The sequence below is a fragment of the Desulfolithobacter sp. genome, from assembly GCF_054025815.1.
Genome location: NZ_JBPMMS010000003.1, coordinates 13,417 through 31,630, shown reverse-complemented (window position 1 = coordinate 31,630; position 18,214 = coordinate 13,417). Strand labels below are relative to the sequence as shown.

Genomic DNA, 18,214 nt, shown 5'->3' with positions numbered 1-18,214 from the left:
TTCTCCCTAACTCCTGTAACAAAATCAATAACATTGTCTTCCCGTTTACAGGGCCGGGAAGAGCAATATGTATTAACATATTAAAATTGAAAAACCTGCAGCGGCGGTACCGCGGCTGAGGGCGGCTGACATCCATGAAACTGTTTTCCAGTTACTGGCCCTGAGGACAGAGTACCTTCAGGCGGTCTCCTGCGCAGGACCAGGAAAAGGGAAACAGCGTGGTGTCGCTCTTTCGTGTACAAAATGATCAAATCGTTATAATACAATGCCCCAGAAAGACAACCGGAAAAATCCAGGCCCACGGACAGGCACCAATCGTTCAAGAATAATGCAGATAGAAACAGTTACCCTCAAAACCCCCTTCATCCTGGCTCCCCTTGCCGGCTACACGGACCTGGCATTTCGCCTCCTGTGCCGCGAAATGGGGGCCGCCCTTTGCATTTCAGAGATGATAAGCTGTCACGGCCTGACCCATGGTCAGCCAAAGACACTGGAGATGCTGGCCACCACTCACCGGGAACGACCGGTGGGCTTTCAGCTTTTCGGCAACGAACCTGAGATCATGGGCCGGGCCGCGGCAGAGCTTGACAAGTTACCCATTGATCTCATTGACATCAACATGGGCTGTCCGGTTCGCAAGGTAATCAAGAAGGGTTCCGGGGCCGCACTGATGAAGGACTTTGACCGCGCCGCATCCATAATCAGGGCCGTGGTTCGCAGCACCAGCTTACCAGTGACGGTCAAGTTTCGTTCCGGCTGGACCAATGATCATCTCGTGGCTCCTGAATTTGCCCGGATGGCCCAGGAATCCGGGGTGGCCGCGGTCACCATCCATGCCCGGACCTGGTCCCAGGGGTTTTCCGGTTTGGCGGACTGGAGTATGATCAAAAAGGTGAAAGAAAGCGTGACTGTTCCGGTGATCGGTAACGGCGATATTCTCACTTTTGAAGACGGTATGCGCATGCTGGAGGAAACCGGCTGCGACGGGGTCATGGTCGGTCGCGGCGCCCTGGGAAATCCATGGGTTTTTCAACCCGGCGGCCGGCCCGATACTTTGGCCAGGCGTTTCCCGGTGGTACTGCGCCACCTGGAGCTGGCCCGGGAGTTTCTTCCGGTGAACCGTATTCTCTTCAGACTGAAAAATCACGCTGCCCGCTACCTGACCGGCCTGCCAGGGGCCAGCAGATTGCGCCGGCAGATAACCGACTGCAGGTCCCTTGATGAACTCATGGCTCTGTTCAGGGAGCCTGCACTCAGGGAGAACAGATAACCTTGGCTTCCCCAGGTTGTACTATTTCCGCCTCACTGACTATCCCGGCCGAGGAGATCCGCCTGACGGCCATCCGTGCTTCCGGACCGGGAGGCCAGCATGTCAACAAGGCGTCTACTGCCGTTCATCTGCGCTTTGACATCCGTGCCTCCTCTTTGCCCGAGCCTCTCAAGGAACGCCTCCTCAAGCTTAACGACCATCACATCACCTCAGAAGGTCAGATCATCATCAAAGCCAGGGAGTTCCGAAGCCTGGAAAAAAACAGGGAAGCCGCCCTGGCCAGGCTCCGAGCAATTATCCTTCGGGCCCGGATCTCCCATAAAGTTCGGCGTCCGACCAGGGCGACCAGGGCATCTCAGAAACGGCGAATAGATCGCAAGACCCACCGTGGGAAGATAAAAAAGATGCGCCGCAAGGTGGACCATTAATCAGGTTCGACTCTCGCCCGCAGAGCCTCCACATACCTGGCCCGCAACAATTCCAGATAGGCTGGATCCACCGGTCCTTTCCAGGTCTCCACCCGGTAGAATCGTTTTGGAATGGTGACATCTTCAGGATTGAAACCGGTGGCAAACCGCAGTCGCCAACGTCGACACCGGATCTGCTCACCCAGCTCCGAAAGATTTCCAGCCAGGGTTTCGTAGCCCAGAACATCAAGACAGCGGGCAAGTGTCTCCTCCGTATAGACAGACCGGGCAAAGAGGCAAGCCACCATGGAGGTCAACAGGACCCGGCCCGGCTCGTCATCGAGCAGAAACTGCACCGCCCGGTCGACATCCTTTTCCGCATGCTTCTGATCATAGGAGTAGCCGCCGGTATCCAGGTGGGAATGACGGAACCCCAGGGACTGGGAAGCGAAAAAAAGTTCACCGGTGGCATAGCCTGCCATCTCCTGGCCCAGTACACAGGCAAAGTCCCGGCCTCCATAGGCCTCTGCCGCCTTCAGGGTGCCCTGGCCAAGCAGAGTATAGAAATCATTGGCCCCGGTCCCCAGCATCCGGGCTGCCTGCCGATAACCCGCCGCATCGCCGAAACGCAGCTCGACCCCGGTTTCCCGGATCGAAATCAGTCCCTGCTCCAGGGCCTCGGTGGCCCAGGCCAGGGCGACCCCGCCGGACATGGCATCAAGGCCCATCTTTTCCATTTCATCCATAACCCCGAGAATCTCAAACGGATTACCCAGGCCCAGCATGGTGCCGCAGGCAAAGATGGGTTCATAGTCGTAAGCCACCTGACGATAGAAGTAGCGATTGTCCTGGTGAAATTTTTCCCTGACATACCCGATGTGTACGCAGCCCACCGGACACCCTGAGCAGGCTCCGTTGCGCAGCAGCGTCTTGTCGGCAAACGTCTCACCGTTGATCCGGGTTATTGTCTCGGGATCGCTTGTCTGTTGCAGGTTGCGCCAGGGCAGGGATTTAAGATCATCCAGGACCTGGAGGTTGACCGCTGTACCCAGGTTGTGATACTTCTGCATCATGTTGGTGGCAGTAACCTGTTTATAGACAGAGGCAAAGAGTTTCCGGTACTCCCTGTCCCCGGGCAGAGATATACCTTCGTCGCCCTGAATGATAATACCTTTGATATTTTTGTTTCCCAGCACCGTCCCGCCTCCCAGGCGACCAAAATGACGGTAGGTATCCACATTGATACAAGCCATTGCCAGGCCACATTCTCCGGCCGGGCCGATGCGGAGGATTGAGCGATGTCCGGCGCCGCCGGAGTGTATTCTCCTGAGAAGTTTACCGGTGGCGTACGCATCCAGACCGCAAAGATAACCGGCATCCCGGATCCGGATATGACGTGATCCAAGTTCCAGAATGGATAGCCCGGAGGCGCATCCGCAGACGACCAGACCATCGTATCCGGCGAACCTGAGAGCCAGAGCCAGGCGGCCACCGGCATGGCTTTCTGTGTACTGGTCATGATAGGGACTCTTGAAAGCGGCCACCACCTTGCTCATCAGAGGAAAGGCTCCGGTAAGTGGGCCAATGGCCAGGATAAAGGGCTGGGCTGCGTGACTCCACGGTCTGTCCTTCAAGCCGTATTTTTCAAACAGGAGGGCGGCAAGCCCGGATCCGCCGATGACCTGATCCCGGCCATCGAGTTCCTCCACCCGGCTCTGGCCGGTGCCCAGGTCAACGACAAGTACCCTGAAATGATCCCTGTTCATGTAATCACCTCCCCGGGCTCCACACTCCCGGCTTCACGCATCTCCAGGCAGTCATGGGGGCAGTAGCTCACACATTGCCCGCACTGCAGACAGACATAAATCTCCCCATCCCTGTCCTGAACAATTCCCTCCACGGGACAGGCATGGACGCAATCACCACACCGGATACATTTATTTTTGCGAAGCAGCACCCCGCCACCCCGCCTCTTCACCAGGGCACCGGTGGGACAGACCGCAACGCAGGCAGGATCTGCGCAGCCAAGGCAGCGGATGGCATAAAATCCGGTGGACAACCCCCCAGCCGAGCGGACACGAATTCCGGCGCTTTCCCAGGAAAGTTTCTTATGCACCAGCCTGGCACAGGCCAGTGAGCAGGAATGGCAGCCTATGCATCGTTCCATGTGCGGCGCTGTAAGTATCTTCATATATCCTCCATGCTTCCACTTCAGGTCCAGCTGTCTGTGAAAGAGAATTCTCCAGAGTGCCATGATCGGTTTTCAGGCCTGTTGACAAAACGGTACTGCAGGTCAGAAAAATGATATACCCTCCGTTTCCTGCTGACAAGTGGAGGTTATGGATTACGTGGTTTGGGAAAGGAAAATTTCACCACATTGTGTCAAATCAAACACCCCTTAACCGAGCTTAATCACAAAAGAATTACCAAAACAGCAAATGAATGCATATTCATTGACACCAAATTTTATCTGTTGTAGAATTCGACCATGATACTAAAAGATCCTGCCACAGAATCAACTCCGGGCAACGATGACGCAAATGCTCTTGCCGACCTGTACGGATTTTTTGCATTGTGCATGCGTTACCCGGACCCCGCTTTTCTCGATCAGAAATTCCTTACCACCTTTCAGGACCTTCTCCACTCCCTTGGCCGTGACTCTCAAGCCAGGGAGACAGGCACTTGGCTTGAGCAGGATAGCAACCCGCTTGAAACCCTGCAGATCGAATACACCAGGCTCTTTATAAACGCCATACCCCATGCCATAGCTCCGCCCTATGCATCAATTTATATTGGCGGTGCCGGCAGTCTCCAGGGAAAGATAACAGAAGAAACCAGGGATTTTTACCGGCAGTGCGGCTTTGATCTGACCGATGAAACAGAACCGGCCGACCACATCATGCATGAACTTGAATTTCTTGCTCAGCTGACCCGGGAAGGACGGCTGGAGGAGGCTGAAGAGTTTCTGCACCGGTTTTTCCGCCCCTGGTTTGAGCGTTTTTACCAGCGAGTTCATAACGAGGCAGGACACCTGTTCTACAGGGTGTCTGTTGAATTAATAGATTTTTTCACCAAGGAGGAACCGTAAATGGCAATTAATCTGACCAGGCGGAATTTTTTGAAAACCGCCTCTCTTGCCGCGGCAAGCGTGCCACTTTCCAAAGTGGTGGCCAAAGCTGAGACCGGTGTGGTCAAGACACCGCTGATCCCGCCGGGAAGCTTCAAGAAAACCAGGACCGCAGTCGGTGGAATCTGCGAGATGTGCTTCTGGCGCTGCCAGCTTGTAGGCAAGATCCGCGACGGACGGCTGGTCAAACTTGAGGGTAACCCCAAGTCCATTGACAACGGGACAGCCATCTGTGCCCGCGGTAACGCCGGCATCAAGCTGCTCTACGATCCCGACCGCCTCAAGTACCCGCTGAAAAATGTTGGAAAACGCGGGGCACCTAAGTGGAAAAGAATTTCCTGGGAAGAAGCCCTGGACGAGTGTGCCGGCAAACTCAAAGGGATCGTCGACAAGTACGGCCCTCACGGACTGGCCATGTTCCCCCATGGAGCCTCGGCCAAGTATCCCATGCTTTTCCTTGAAAAAACCGTAGGCACACCCAATGTTTCCGAGGCCTCCTTTTTTCAGTGCCGTGGTATCCGCGACATGGCCTACATGGCCACGATCGGTACTCCTCCAGGGGAACATGTTGACATGCCCAACGCCAAGGCCATCATGCTTATCGGTGGACATTTTGGCGAAAATGTCCACGTTTCACATCTGAAACGGTATCTCAAAGGCCTTGAAAACGGCGCAAAATTAATCGTAGTGGACCCGCGTTTTTCCGCCTCTGCCGGCAAGGCCGATATCTGGGTCAAAATCAAGCCCGGCACCGACACCGCGTTCCTGCTTGCCATCATGAATTACCTGATCCAAAACGACAAATATGACAAAAAATTTGTCGAAAACCACGGTGAGGGTTTTGAGACCATGGCCGAGGGTATCAGCGAATGGACCCTGGAGAAAGCAGCCGCCACCTGTGACGTCCCGGCCACCCAGATCAAGGAAGTGGCTGAACTGCTGGCCGCCAGTGCGCCCAGCGTATCAATCCATCCGGGACGCCACGTATCCTGGTATGGCAACGACTTTCAGCGTGAACGTGCTCTGGCCTGCCTGACCGGCATTCTTGGTGCCTACGGCGTCAAGGGTGGTTTTGTCAAACCAAAGGGTCCCAAAGGGTTTGCCAAGGTAAGCTGGCCCCATGGTGAGCACGAGGGTAAAAACCTCAGGGAAATTGCCGAGAAATATCCTTTTGCTCCTCCCGGCACCCCGACCGAGTTGATCCGGGACGCTGCCCTGTCCGGAGAGCCCTATCCGATCAAGGGCTGTGTGATCTGGGGACAGAATCCGATCCAGACGATTCCCAACCAGCAGCGGACCATCAGGATGCTCAAACAGATGGACTTTGTCATGTGTGTTGATGTGATGCCCACAGACATCACCATGTACGCCGACATCCTGCTGCCCGAATGCTCTTATCTCGAGCGTTACGACTATATCAAGAAAGGCACCCAGTGGAACTTTGCAGAAAAACACCAGCAGTTCGTCTCTGCCCGTATGCCACTGGTCGATCCTGGTTTCGAACGCAAGGACGGTGTCTGGATCACCAACGAAATCGCCCGGAGAATGGGCTATGGTGACAAAATTCCGGTCCAGAGCCAGGAAGAGATGGTCGACAAGATTCTGGCCGGCGCCGGTCTGTCCATTGCCAAATTGAAGGCTGAAGACGGTATCCACATCCAGCCTGGCAAGGATCCCTACGGAATCTCAGAGGATTTCACTGTCAACTTCGCAAACGAAGACCTCCTCGACGAAGGATTCCCTGCCATCCCCACCTATATACCGGTGGAAGAGCCGCCGGCCGGCTACATGCGCCTCCTGTACGGACGGGCTCCGGTTCACACCTTCAACCGGACGCAGAATAACGTCTGGCTCCATGCGGCCATGCCTGAAAACCCAGTCTGGATCAACGATAAAGTTGCCAGGAGACTGGGATTGCGTGATGGCGACCGGGTCAGGTTTGTCAATCAGGACGGAGTCAAATCCCGCACATCAACCACAGTCAAAGTCACTCCCGGTATCCGTGAAGACGCAGTCTACATGTACCATGGTTACGGGTCCATGAACCCGGCTCTCACGGTAGGCTACAACCAGGGAGTTGATGACCAGAGCCTGATCACCAGGATTACGGTTGATCCGGAAACCGGTTGCAGCGGTATGCGCAATAACTTTGTCCGGCTTGTCAAGGCAAGTTGATCCTGCGGCAGAAAACGCGGCAGGAGATGACACGACGAAAAATTCAGGAGGTATATCCAAATGCAGTATGGCATGATTATCGATATAGACAAATGTGTGGGCTGTCATGCCTGCACCATTGCCTGCAAGGCTGAGTGGGAGGTTCCGGCGCAGTTTGGCCGGAACTGGGTCTACCGCCTTGGTCCGGCAAAAACATCTACCGGCGAGCTGGCGTTCACTTTTTATCCAGGCCTGTGCAATCACTGTGACAAGCCCGCCTGCGTGGACGTCTGCCCGGCTGATCCGGTCAAAGCCACTTTCAAAAACGTCAAGACCGGTGAAACCAAAACAATGGAAATCGCCGCCACCTGGAAAGATCCTTTCAACGGCACAGTCCAGATCGACAAGGGTCGCTGCATGGGTTGCGGAGCCTGTGCAGACGCCTGCCCCTATGGTGCCCGTTACGTCAATCCGGATCTGGCCGACGACGAGTCCGAAGGCAAGGCCGACAAGTGCACCTATTGCATGCCCCGGGTTGCTGAAGGGCTGCAGCCTGCATGCGTCCAGACCTGCCTGGCCGGGGCCCGTATCTTCGGAGACCTGACCGACCCCAACTCAGAGGTGTCCAAATACGTCAAAAAAGGCGCATTTGGCCTGTCCTCCAAAAATGTACAGATCGGACCAAACAGCCGGTACTATGGCTCCAAAAAGAGAGACATAGAGCTGCTTAAAGCCCAGGCGCCGCAAGAGATGCCCGAAGCATCCACCCGCCGGATCATGCTGGCCAAGATGATGCAGCCGGCCATGAAACAGGTCCGCGATCTCGGAGTGCTGGGCATTGCCGGCTCCCTTTTGGTAAAGGCCATGCAGGAAGAAGACAAAAAGTAAAAAAGCCAAAGCCCGGCAGGACAATACCTCGGTTGCCCGCCGGGCAGCCGCAATACCGTACGGTAAACACCAAACAGAGGCCGGGACGGAGTGAAGAAAAACGCTCTGTCCCGCCTCTGTTTTCTTGTTTACAACCCCTGAAACCTGTACAATCGTCATTTCCTGGAACTCTCCGGGATCGTTATCATGAACAGTGCCTGGAAAAAATTCACGGTCTCCGGGCTGGTCATTTTCTCAATCCTCGTTATACAAATCACAAGGTAGCGATATATGGACAGAAAACACCTTGCCATACTCACCTTCACGCTGATTCTTTCTGTCATGCCCCTCTCTTTCACCGTTGCCGCGACCCAGTCGGTCAGACTTTTTGTGCCAGGTATTACCTGAGGCGGGGCTGCCTACAGGGTGCGGGCTACCCTGAAAAAGCTGAATGGTGTCATAAAGGTCCATACTGATATCGGTGAACACACGGCCCTGGTCACCTATAACGATGATAAAGTACAGATAACCGATATGAAAACAGCGCTGGACAGAAACCTTCTTCCGGTAAAGAAAATTGAAACCATTGCACGAGACTGATAATAATCAGGATGTCACCTGGCATGATCCCGCCTCTTTCCAGCTGATCAAGCGCCGCTGTTTCATCAATGCACCTTTTGATCTTTTAAGTACCGGACTGCTGAACCTGTTTTTGCTCCACCGATTACAGCCGGAAATCGGTCTTGAGGGGTGCTGTCTTTGGGATAAGGGGCAAAAACACTTTGCCTCCCTCGCTGAGGCCCTTGGCAGGGCTGATCTTCGCTGTACTCTGCACGCCCCGTTCCTTGATCTTTCCCCAGGTGCTTTTGACCCGAAAATCCGCGAGGTTTCCCAGGAGAAACTCCGCCGGGCCTTCGATCTTACCGGTATATTTTCACCGGAATCGATTGTCTGCCACCTGGGCTACGAGGACAACAAGCACCAGGGAAAATTTACCACCTGGCTCGACAACGCCCTCCATACCTGGGAGGCGCTCCTTACCATTGCGGTGAAAAACGGCACCCGGGTCATGTTTGAAAACACCTATGAAAAGAGCCCGGAGGTGCACAGAAAACTTTTTGAACGACTGAACTGCAGTCACCTGGGATTCTGTCTCGATACCGGTCACACCCAGGCCTTTGCCCATACCCCGTGGCAACCATGGATAGACGAACTTGGCCCCTGGCTGGGCCAGATCCACCTGCATGACAACGATACCACTGGTGATGACCATCTGGCCATCGGCAGGGGGTGCTTCGACTTCCAGGGTCTGTTCGACCACCTGAAGGCATCGTCCAGGACGCCGATTATCACCCTGGAACCCCACACCGAGGAAGATCTGTGGCATTCCCTGGCCGCCATCGAAGAACAGGGCCTCTTTACCGGACTTGCAGCATGATACTGGCGCGACACGACGCCGGGACCCGTTTCAGCACCCGATGGACTTTCACAGAGACCAGGACCTGCTCCTGGCAAAATTTAATGCCAAATCCCCGACGACCGTGTACTATACCGGCTGAACAATTCGTCGCTAAAATCATAATTTAACATTTTATTTCAATACATTAACGTTGCATGGAGCTTGCTATGAAGTATACAGTCTGGTCCCTGGTGCTCGTCCTTCTACTGGCGGTCGGTTGCGGGCCGGCCACCCAGAACCAGCTCGATAATAAAACAGGATACTCCAGGCTTTCCCCCGAGGATGTACTTTCCCTCGTGGAGGGCAACACCCTCTTTCTCCATTCGCTTGAAGAAGAAAGTTACTATTATTTCGATCCCTCAAGCACGGCCTTTGCCAGGGATATCTATAACAACAGTGATACAGGGCGCTGGGATGTCAGTGACCTTGGCGAGCTCTGTATTCGCATGCGCAGCTGGTGGTATGGGGACCTGCGCTGCTTCGAAGTCTTCACAGATCCCGGCAAAAAATACTATTTCCTGGTAAACGGCAGCGGAGTCCGGCAATACACCGCTGAACTGCAGCAAGGCGACAGTCAGAACCTCTACCATGAAACAAAGACGAAGAAGAGAAAAAGCTATCGTTCGTCCATCCGTACCAGGACTGCCGAATCCACTGCCAGGCCGGAAAAAAAGATCCTCCGGGAAGAAGAGACCGCCGGTGTACAGGACAATGTCCCTTCCCGGCCAATGGTTGACAAGCGTGAGCTTGAGGCGACCGTCAAATGGATGGCCCGCGACTGCCCCGACTGCAGGCTTGCCGGCAGCGACCTGCAGAAAGCCGACCTGGTGCAGGCTAACCTGCCAGGCGCCGATCTGAGTTATGCCAACCTGCGTATGGCAAACCTCCGCCGGGCCAATCTCCAGGGCGCCAAACTGGAAAAAGCCAACCTGATCTACGCCAACCTGCCCGGAGCCAATCTGAGGGATGCCAACCTGCGTGGGGCCATTCTCCGGGGAGCCAACCTGATCCGGGCCGACCTCACCGGGGCCGACCTCACCGGGGCTGACCTCACCGACGCCCTGCTTGAAGGTGTAAAGGGGTTGAAATAAACATGTCTGCTCATTTTGTCCATCTGCACGTTCATACCCAGTATTCAATGCTGGATGGCGCTATCCGCCTGGACGACCTTATCAGCAAGGCCAGAGAGTATGAAATGGAAGCCGTGGCCATCACCGACCACGGCGCCATGTACGGGGCCCTGGAATTCTATACCAAGGCAAGGAAAGCCAACCTCAAACCAATCATCGGCTGCGAATTCTATATAGCCGAGACATCGAGACTGAAAAAAAATCAGAACGCGGGCCACAACTTTCACCTGGTCCTGCTGGCAATGAACGAAACCGGCTATCGTAACCTGATGAAGCTGGCCTCCATAGCCCAGACCGAAGGGTTTTACTACAAGCCGCGCATTGACAAAGAAGTGCTCTTTGCCCACCAGGAGGGACTCATTGCCCTTTCCGCCTGCCTCCACGGCGAAATTGCCTGGCGTATCACCCATAACGACCCTGACGGTGCCAGAAAAAGCGCTCTGGAGTTACAGAAAGTCTTTGGGGATCGGCTCTACTTCGAAATCCAGGAAAATGGAATTCCAGAGCAAACCATTGCCAACCAGGGATTGATGGAGCTTGCCGGCGAGCTGGGTATCAAGCTGGTGGCCACCAACGACTGTCATTACCTGGACCGCGAAGAATCGTATGCCCATGAAGTACTGCTTTGCATCCAGACCAGCCGAACCATAAATGATCCCAAACGGTTCCGGTTCTCCACCGACCAGCTCTATTTCAAATCACCCGAAGAGATGGCGGCCCAGTTCAGTTACTGTCCCGAGGCGGTGACCAATACCATGGAGGTGGCCGGGCGGTGCAACCTGGAACTCGAGTTCGGCGATCATCATTTTCCCATCTTCCAGGTGCCGGAAAACGAAACCCTGGAGACGCTCTTTGAAAAGGAGTGCTGGGACGGACTGGAAGAACGGCTCACCGATCTGCGCGAACTCAAGGAGGTCTCCCCGGAGCTTGAGAAGCAGTACCGGGACCGGCTGGCCATGGAGATAGGGGTTATCCAGGAAATGGGCTTTTCCGGCTACTTCCTCATAGTGGCCGACTTCATCACCTGGGCCAAGTCTCAGAAGATTCCGGTGGGACCGGGCCGCGGTTCCGGTGCCGGGTCTCTGGCCGCCTTCTGCATGCACATCACCGACATCGACCCCATTCCCTACGGACTGATCTTTGAGCGCTTTCTCAATGTGGAGCGAAAATCCATGCCTGACTTTGACGTGGATTTCTGCAAGGATCGGCGGGATGAGGTGATCGCCTATGTGCGGAAAAAATACGGCGGCGACAAACATGTGGCCCAAATCGTGGCCTATGGATCCATGAAGGCCCGGGCCGTAATCCGCGACGTGGGCCGAGTCCTGGAAATCCCCCTGCCTGTAGTGGACCGGATCGCCAAACTCATCCCCGAAGAGCTAAAGATCACTCTGGACAAGGCCATTGACAAGGAACCGCGCCTGCGGGAGGCCATGAAGGACGATGCGGTACGTGAACTTCTGACCGTGGCCCGGACCCTGGAGGGTTTGTCACGGCACAAGACCATCCACGCCGCCGGGGTGGTGATCTCCCCCCGACCCATGGTGGAGTTTCTGCCTGTCTGCGTGGGTCCCAACAAGGAAGTCCTGACCCAGTACGACATGAAGTACACCGAGATGACCGGACTGATAAAGTTCGACTTCCTCGGCCTCAAGACCCTGACCGTCATCGACCGGGCGCTCAAGCTCATCAGGCTCGATATCGGGACCGATGTGGAACTGAAAAAGATCCCCATGGACGATCCCAGGACCTACGAGCTGCTGTGTCGGGGCGACAGTCTTGGCGTGTTCCAGCTTGAGAGTGACGGCATGCGTGAACTCCTGATCAAAATGAAGCCGGAGCAGTTTTCCGACCTCATCGCACTGGTGGCCCTTTATCGTCCCGGACCCCTTGACTCCGGCATGGTGGATACCTTTGTCGAAACCAAACATGGCCGCCGTCCGCCCGAATACCCGCTGCCCCAGATCAAGGAGGTGCTCGAAGAGACCTATGGCGTCATCGTGTACCAGGAACAGGTCATGAAAATCGCCAATATTCTGGCCGGCTACTCCCTGGGTGACGCAGATATTCTGCGCCGGGCCATGGGCAAAAAAATTCCCGAAGTCATGGAGGAGGAAAGGGAAAAATTCATGGCCGGGGCCCGCAAACTCAACGTGCCCGAAGACAAGGCCAAGTATATCTTCGACCTCATGGCCAAGTTTGCAGGCTACGGTTTCAACAAGTCCCATTCGGCGGCCTATGCCCTGATCGCCTACCAGACCGCCTACCTCAAGGCGCACTACCCGGCCCAGTTCCTTGCCGCCCTGCTCTCCTGCGACGTGGACAACACGGATAAGGTGGTCAAGTACATCAACGAATGCCACCAGCACGACATCGATGTTCTGCCACCGGACATAAACGAGTCGTTCCAGGACTTCACTGTTATCAATGACCGCATCCGCTTTGGCCTGGCAGCGGTGAAAAACGTCGGCGGTGCAGCTCTGGAATCCATCATTGCCGAACGTGAGGAAAACGGTCCCTACAAATCGCTTGGTGATTTCTGCTCCCGAATCGACTCCAGCAAAGTGAACCGCAAGGTGATCGAAAGCCTGATCAAGGCCGGGGCCTTTGATACCATGGAAGGACACCGGGCCCAGCTCATGGAGGCCCTTGAACAGGCCCTTGAACAGGCCAGGGCCGTACAACGCGACCGGTTGAGCGGGCAGATGAACCTGTTCAGCCTGGGCAGCAGCTCAAAAACCCGGAAGAGCGCTGAAATTCAACTTCCGGATGTGGAAAAATGGCCGAAGATGAAAAAACTGGCCTTTGAAAAGGAGACCATCGGCTTCTTTCTCACCGGTCATCCGCTGGAAGGGGTTGTCGAGGACATTCGCATGGTGGCGGATACCAGCATCGAAGGCCTGAAAAACTACCGAGACGGTCAGGCTGTTCGCCTGGGTGGGTTGATTCAGAATTACAAGGAACATAAGTCAAGAAAGGGCGACCGCATGGCCTTTGCCGTTCTCGAAGACATGTCCTCCTCGGTGGAGGTCGTGATCTTTCCTTCCACCTTCGAGCATTGCTCCCACCTGCTCGGCGGTGACGAGCCGGTAATCGTTCTTGGCAAGGTGCAACAGGAGGAGCGGGGCGCAAAAATTATCGCCCAGACGGTGCATACACTACCAGACGCCCTGGAAAAGTATACAGAAAAGGCCTCGATAAAGCTGCGGGCAGACCGGACCACGCGCGGCCACCTGGAACGTCTCAAAGACATGCTGTACCGTTTCCACGGCACCACTCCGGTGCACCTGACCCTTCATTTCGATGGCCGCGGCGAAGTGGACATCGAAATCCTCAAAGACCTCACTGTCCGCCCGTGCCGCGAATTTTTTCAGGAGCTGGAACAGACCCTTGGCTACCCTGCCCTGTCCATGAGCATGAAACCCCCTGAGATTCGGGAACGGGGCCGGCGCCGCAACAACGGTTACCGAAAATAAGAAAATAGCCAGGCCCCTGGTCCATTCCAGGCGGCATCCTACATTCCAAATGCATGCAGGCTGAGCAACAGCAGGGTGAAGCTGAGTGCTGAAAATCCGGTGGCCATCATCACGATTGTTCCTGCAAGTTCCCGGTCAGCTCCCATTTTGGACGCCATGATATAGGTGGCCACCGCAGTCGGTGCACCGGCCATGAGCAGACCAACGGCAAAATCCAGCCCGGTAACACCAGAGAGCAGCATCAACGCCGCTGTTATCAACGGCAACAGAACCAACTTCATGGTAGTGGCAAGGGCAGCCTTGCAGAAATCTCCTCTCAGGTTTTTCAGAGAAAAACCACCACCGATTGAAAGAAGTGCCAGGGGCAGGGTCATTCCGCTGACAATGTTGAGAGACCGGTCCAGGATGGCAGGGATGGGCAGTTTGAAAAAACTCCAGAAAATTCCAGCCAGGGAGGCAAGAATGAGTGGATTGACAAGGATCAGTTTTAGAATTTCCGGAAAACCTGTCCGCTGACGCCGCTGGGGCAGAATAATGGCCAGGATGGCAAAAAAGTTCAGAACAGGCACCAGAAAGCCAAGCAGTATTCCCGCCCTGGTCAAACCCTCGTCACCATAGCCATTATAAACAATAGCCAACCCGATATAGGCCAGGTTTCCCCTGAACGATCCCTGACAGAACGCCCCGTGAACCTCAGGAGAAAATCCCCTCCATTTCCCGTACAGATAGGCAAGGACAAAACAGCAGCCGGTGGCCACACTGGTGGCCAGTACCAGCTGCGGATTGAAGTTGACGGAAAAATCCGACTGGCCGATCTTGTAGAAAAGCATCAGCGGCAGGCATATGTAAAAAACCAGTCCATTGACCTGGGAGATGAAAAGATCATCCACCAGCCCGAAGCGGCGGATGCCATACCCCAGAGCGATGACCAGAAAAACCGGTAAAACGATTTCAGCAACCTGTCCCATGGTCGCTGGTTCTACCTGAAAAAAAGAATGGTTGCCAGCCTTAAATCATGGCAGATAAAACCAGTAGCGCTACCTGTAAGAATCTATTAACGTTCATTTTTCTCCCGGTTTTATCATATCTGCCATATCTGACATCACAGCAGGCAGTTGAAAAACGTAACGAGCGAAGATGAGGCGAAAAAGCAAGGGCAATCGTTTTTCAACGGCCTGACAGCTGGAGTACTGCCATGAAAGAGATAAAGATCACCCGCAAGCAACCCAATTCAAGAATGTGTTTCGCCTGTGGCCAGGAAAACAACTCTGGCCTGAAAAGCCGTTTTTTTGAACTGGAAACCGGGGAACTTATGGCCATCTTTTGTCCGGCCATAGAACATCAGGGCTATCCCGGCCGTCTGCATGGAGGCCTTGCGGCCACCATTCTGGATGAGACCATCGGCCGGGCCGTCATGATCTCCCATGCCGATAATATATGGGGCGTCACTGTGGATTTTTCCATGCGGCTCCGGAAACCGGTCCCCCTGGATTCGGAAGTCCGGATCCTGGCCAGAATAACAAAAGATTCCAAACGGTTTTTTGAAGGCAGCGGAGAAATTTTGCTTGCCGACGGCACGATCGCGGTCGAAGGCAAGGGCCGCTATCTGAAGATAGACATCAACAGAATTACCGACCTCGAGATGGAGGAAGACGACTGGCGGGTTATCCCCATGCCCGATGACCCTGACACCATTGTGCTGTAACCGGCAACCTGGATTACCCTGGTAAAGAGTTACGGATGGAAAAAGTGTCCCTGCCTATCCGAAACAGAGGCCGCAGTCGGGACATGTGTTGGTAGTTGTCGGGAAGTTACAGCCGCAGGCCGGACAGGTGGCCTTTTCCGCGCCCACATTGAAGACCGCGTCCACATGGCTGGTGTCATGTTCCTCAAGACCAGTGGATTCCACGTAATCATGGGCCAGAAATTCCATCACTTCCTGCCTGTCTTCCGACCGGACATGGAGAACAAGGTCAGTGGTGCAGCACCCCTTGCCACAGGAACCCGCGTTGTCCTGCAAGGCCAGGGAGGGAATTCCTTCCCGCTCCAGTCGCACCTGGAGCTGTTTTATTTCAATCACTGAAGCCTTGCGAACCGGCACAATCTCGTCATCCGGCCCGATTTTCCTGGACCTGTTCGACCGCTTCCGGTTTTTCTGCTCCTGCATGGCCTGCATCTGCTCGCCTGTGAGCAGCTCCACATGACAACTGGCGCAGGTGCTGATCTCGGCCCGGTATTCATCGTGGCACTTGGGACAATACTTCAGCTCAGGATCTACAACAAACTTCATATTTTTTCTTTATCTTGTTGTGTTATCGTAATTTATCTGCTGTCAACCCCTACAGGATATAGCGGCTCAGATCTTCATTTTCCGAGATGTCGGACAGCTGCCGGCGTACATATTCACGGGTGATGACAAACTCATCCTCACCACGATCCGGGGCGTCAAAGGAGACTTCGTCGAGAACCCGCTCCATGATGGTATGCAGCCGCCGGGCCCCGATGTCCTCGGTTTTTTCATTGACATCCACGGCTATACGGGCCATTTCCCTGATTGCCTCTTCCTCAAAAACCAGCTTGATCCCCTCGGTGGCCATCAGGGCGATGTACTGTTTGACCAGAGCATTCTGCGGCTCGGTCAGGATACGGAAAAATTCATCCTCCCCCAAGGCGTGCAGTTCCACCCGGATTGGAAAGCGCCCCTGCAGCTCCGGCACCAGGTCGGACGGCTTGGCCAGATGAAAGGCCCCGGAGGCGATGAAAAGAATATGATCGGTCCGAACCGGCCCATACTTGGTGGTCACCGTGGCCCCTTCGACAATGGGCAGAAGGTCCCGCTGTACTCCCTCCCTCGAAACCTCGGGCGAACTTGACCCTCCTCCGCCGCGGGAGGCGATCTTGTCGATCTCGTCCAGAAAAATGATACCAGACTGCTCGGTCCGCCGAATGGCCTTTTCGACCACGGTTTCCATGTCGATGAGCCGCTCGGCCTCTTCCTTTTTCAGGAGTTCCAGGGCTTCGGGCACCTTGACCTTGCGGCGCTGCTGCTTTTTCGGAAAAATCTTTGAAAATGCTTCCTGCAGGGACGACTGCATATCTTCCATGCCGGAGGAGGAAAAGACCTCCACCATGGGCATGGACGAAGTGGCGGAGACCGCCATTTCCACGGTCCGATCGTCAAGTTTGCCCTCGCGCAGCATCTGGCGAAACTTTTCCCGGGTCGAATACATGGGGCCAGTCTGACCGGTGTCACCGGCCGTATCCTGGACCGCAGGTTCTCCCGAGCCCAGAGCAAAGATATTGTTGTCAGCCCGGGACGGAGGGGATTTAGCCACCGGGCCGGCAGGAAGCAGCAGGTCGAGAATCCGCTCCTCGGCCATAACCGTGGCCTTTTCCGCCACCCTTTCCTGCTCTTCCCTGCGAACCATGTTGATGGCCAGCTGGGTCAGGTCACGGATCATTGATTCCACATCACGGCCAACATACCCCACCTCGGTGAACTTGGATGCCTCCACCTTGATAAAGGGAGACTGGGCCAGGTTGGCCAGACGGCGGGCAATCTCGGTCTTGCCCACGCCGGTGGGGCCGATCATGATAATATTTTTGGGCGCTATCTCCTCACGCAGTGGCGGATCCACCTGCTGCCGCCGCCACCGGTTGCGCAGTGCAATGGCCACCGAGCGCTTGGCCTCGGCCTGACCAATGATATAGCGATCCAGCTCCCTGACGGTCTGCCTTGGGGTCAGGGAATTTCTTATTTCCTGTTCAGACAGTTCTTTCATATCTTTTCGATAACAATGTTTGAATTGGTGTAGACACAAATCGAGGCCGCAATCTCCATGGCGGCCCTGGCTATGGACTCGGCATCCATGTCGCTGTGATCGATCAGTGCCGTGGCTGCGGCCTGGACATAGGGTCCGCCGGAGCCAATGGCCAGGATACCGTTGTCCGGCTCGATGACATCCCCGGTCCCGGACAACAAGAGCGAGGTTTTGGCATCCACGGCCACCATCATCGCTTCCAGCCGCCTGAGCATCCGGTCGGTGCGCCAGTCCTTGGCCAGCTCCACCGAGGCCCGCATCAGGTTGCCGTTAAACTGTTCCAGCTTCTGTTCCAGCCGGTCATAGAGGGTGAAGGCATCGGCCGTGGCCCCGGCAAAGCCGGTGATGACCCGGTCATGGTAGAGCCGCCGCACTTTCCTGGCCTGATGCTTGATAACCGTGGCCCCGAGACTGACCTGACCGTCACCGGCCACCACCACTTCGCCTTTATGACGGATGGCAAGGATGGTTGTCGAACGTATTTTTTTCATATCCTGTTTCTT

Annotated in this window: 16 protein-coding genes; 10 read left to right on the top strand and 6 right to left on the bottom strand. The window is 55.2% G+C overall.

Annotation, left to right across the window (positions count from 1 at the left end; genetic code table 11):
• Positions 1-328 precede the first annotated feature (328 nt).
• Entirely contained in the window at positions 329-1,270 is a 942-nt protein-coding gene (gene dusB / locus ACXJJY_RS00450; RefSeq protein WP_456384527.1) for a tRNA dihydrouridine synthase DusB, read from the top strand.
• Between the two features lie 2 nt (positions 1,271-1,272).
• Positions 1,273-1,698 carry an alternative ribosome rescue aminoacyl-tRNA hydrolase ArfB gene (gene arfB / locus ACXJJY_RS00445; protein WP_456384525.1) on the top strand — a complete coding sequence of 142 codons (426 nt, stop codon included), beginning with the start codon at positions 1,273-1,275 and terminating at the stop codon, positions 1,696-1,698.
• Here the strand turns inward: arfB and ACXJJY_RS00440 are convergent.
• Both ACXJJY_RS00440 and ACXJJY_RS00435 read right to left on the bottom strand, forming a co-directional pair.
• Positions 1,695-3,443 carry an aldehyde ferredoxin oxidoreductase N-terminal domain-containing protein gene (locus ACXJJY_RS00440; protein ID WP_456384523.1) on the bottom strand — a complete coding sequence of 583 codons (1,749 nt, stop codon included), beginning with the start codon at positions 3,441-3,443 and terminating at the stop codon, positions 1,695-1,697. The genes arfB and ACXJJY_RS00440 overlap by 4 nt on opposite strands.
• Positions 3,440-3,868: a 4Fe-4S dicluster domain-containing protein gene (locus ACXJJY_RS00435; protein ID WP_456384521.1), complete on the bottom strand. Its 429-nt coding sequence runs from the start codon at positions 3,866-3,868 to the stop codon at positions 3,440-3,442. The genes ACXJJY_RS00440 and ACXJJY_RS00435 overlap by 4 nt, the downstream gene beginning before the upstream one ends.
• A 297-nt stretch (positions 3,869-4,165) precedes the next feature.
• On the opposite strand from ACXJJY_RS00435, the gene ACXJJY_RS00430 reads away from it, so the two are divergent.
• From ACXJJY_RS00430 to dnaE, 7 genes are all read left to right on the top strand, one after another.
• Positions 4,166-4,765, top strand: a complete 600-nt coding sequence (locus ACXJJY_RS00430; protein ID WP_456384519.1) for a TorD/DmsD family molecular chaperone — start codon at positions 4,166-4,168, stop codon at positions 4,763-4,765.
• Positions 4,766-6,979, top strand: coding sequence for a molybdopterin-containing oxidoreductase family protein (locus ACXJJY_RS00425; RefSeq protein WP_456384517.1), 2,214 nt, complete (start codon positions 4,766-4,768; stop codon positions 6,977-6,979). It begins immediately after the preceding gene.
• 60 nt (positions 6,980-7,039) lie between these two features.
• Positions 7,040-7,846: a 4Fe-4S dicluster domain-containing protein gene (locus ACXJJY_RS00420; RefSeq protein WP_456384515.1), complete on the top strand. Its 807-nt coding sequence runs from the start codon at positions 7,040-7,042 to the stop codon at positions 7,844-7,846.
• A 405-nt stretch (positions 7,847-8,251) separates the two neighbouring features.
• Positions 8,252-8,425 (top strand): hypothetical protein, encoded by a 174-nt coding sequence (locus ACXJJY_RS00415; RefSeq protein ID WP_456384513.1) that lies wholly within the window; start codon positions 8,252-8,254, stop codon positions 8,423-8,425.
• The gene (locus ACXJJY_RS00410; protein ID WP_456384511.1) at positions 8,412-9,263 is read left to right on the top strand and encodes a sugar phosphate isomerase/epimerase family protein; all 852 of its coding nucleotides are present in this window, start codon (positions 8,412-8,414) and stop codon (positions 9,261-9,263) included. Before ACXJJY_RS00415 ends, ACXJJY_RS00410 begins: the two co-directional genes overlap by 14 nt.
• Before the next feature lie 188 nt (positions 9,264-9,451).
• Positions 9,452-10,375 (top strand): pentapeptide repeat-containing protein, encoded by a 924-nt coding sequence (locus ACXJJY_RS00405; RefSeq protein WP_456384509.1) that lies wholly within the window; start codon positions 9,452-9,454, stop codon positions 10,373-10,375.
• 2 nt (positions 10,376-10,377) lie between these two features.
• Positions 10,378-13,890: a DNA polymerase III subunit alpha gene (gene dnaE, locus ACXJJY_RS00400; RefSeq protein ID WP_456384507.1), complete on the top strand. Its 3,513-nt coding sequence runs from the start codon at positions 10,378-10,380 to the stop codon at positions 13,888-13,890.
• A 38-nt stretch (positions 13,891-13,928) separates the two neighbouring features.
• Here dnaE and ACXJJY_RS00395 read toward each other — a convergent pair whose 3' ends face one another.
• Positions 13,929-14,858: an AEC family transporter gene (locus ACXJJY_RS00395; RefSeq protein WP_456384505.1), complete on the bottom strand. Its 930-nt coding sequence runs from the start codon at positions 14,856-14,858 to the stop codon at positions 13,929-13,931.
• 227 nt (positions 14,859-15,085) lie between these two features.
• Between ACXJJY_RS00395 and ACXJJY_RS00390 the strand changes: the two genes are divergently transcribed.
• Positions 15,086-15,595, top strand: coding sequence for a PaaI family thioesterase (locus tag ACXJJY_RS00390; RefSeq protein WP_456384504.1), 510 nt, complete (start codon positions 15,086-15,088; stop codon positions 15,593-15,595).
• A 54-nt stretch (positions 15,596-15,649) separates the two neighbouring features.
• Here ACXJJY_RS00390 and ACXJJY_RS00385 read toward each other — a convergent pair whose 3' ends face one another.
• The 3 genes from ACXJJY_RS00385 to hslV are packed head-to-tail and all read right to left on the bottom strand — an operon-like array spanning position 15,650 to position 18,202.
• Positions 15,650-16,180: a zinc ribbon-containing (seleno)protein DG gene (locus ACXJJY_RS00385; RefSeq protein ID WP_456384503.1), complete on the bottom strand. Its 531-nt coding sequence runs from the start codon at positions 16,178-16,180 to the stop codon at positions 15,650-15,652.
• 49 nt (positions 16,181-16,229) lie between these two features.
• Complete coding sequence (hslU, locus tag ACXJJY_RS00380; protein WP_456384501.1) at positions 16,230-17,672, bottom strand: ATP-dependent protease ATPase subunit HslU; 1,443 nt, start codon at positions 17,670-17,672, stop codon at positions 16,230-16,232.
• Positions 17,669-18,202 (bottom strand): ATP-dependent protease subunit HslV, encoded by a 534-nt coding sequence (gene hslV, locus ACXJJY_RS00375; protein WP_456384499.1) that lies wholly within the window; start codon positions 18,200-18,202, stop codon positions 17,669-17,671. The genes hslU and hslV overlap by 4 nt, the downstream gene beginning before the upstream one ends.
• Positions 18,203-18,214: the final 12 nt, after the last annotated feature.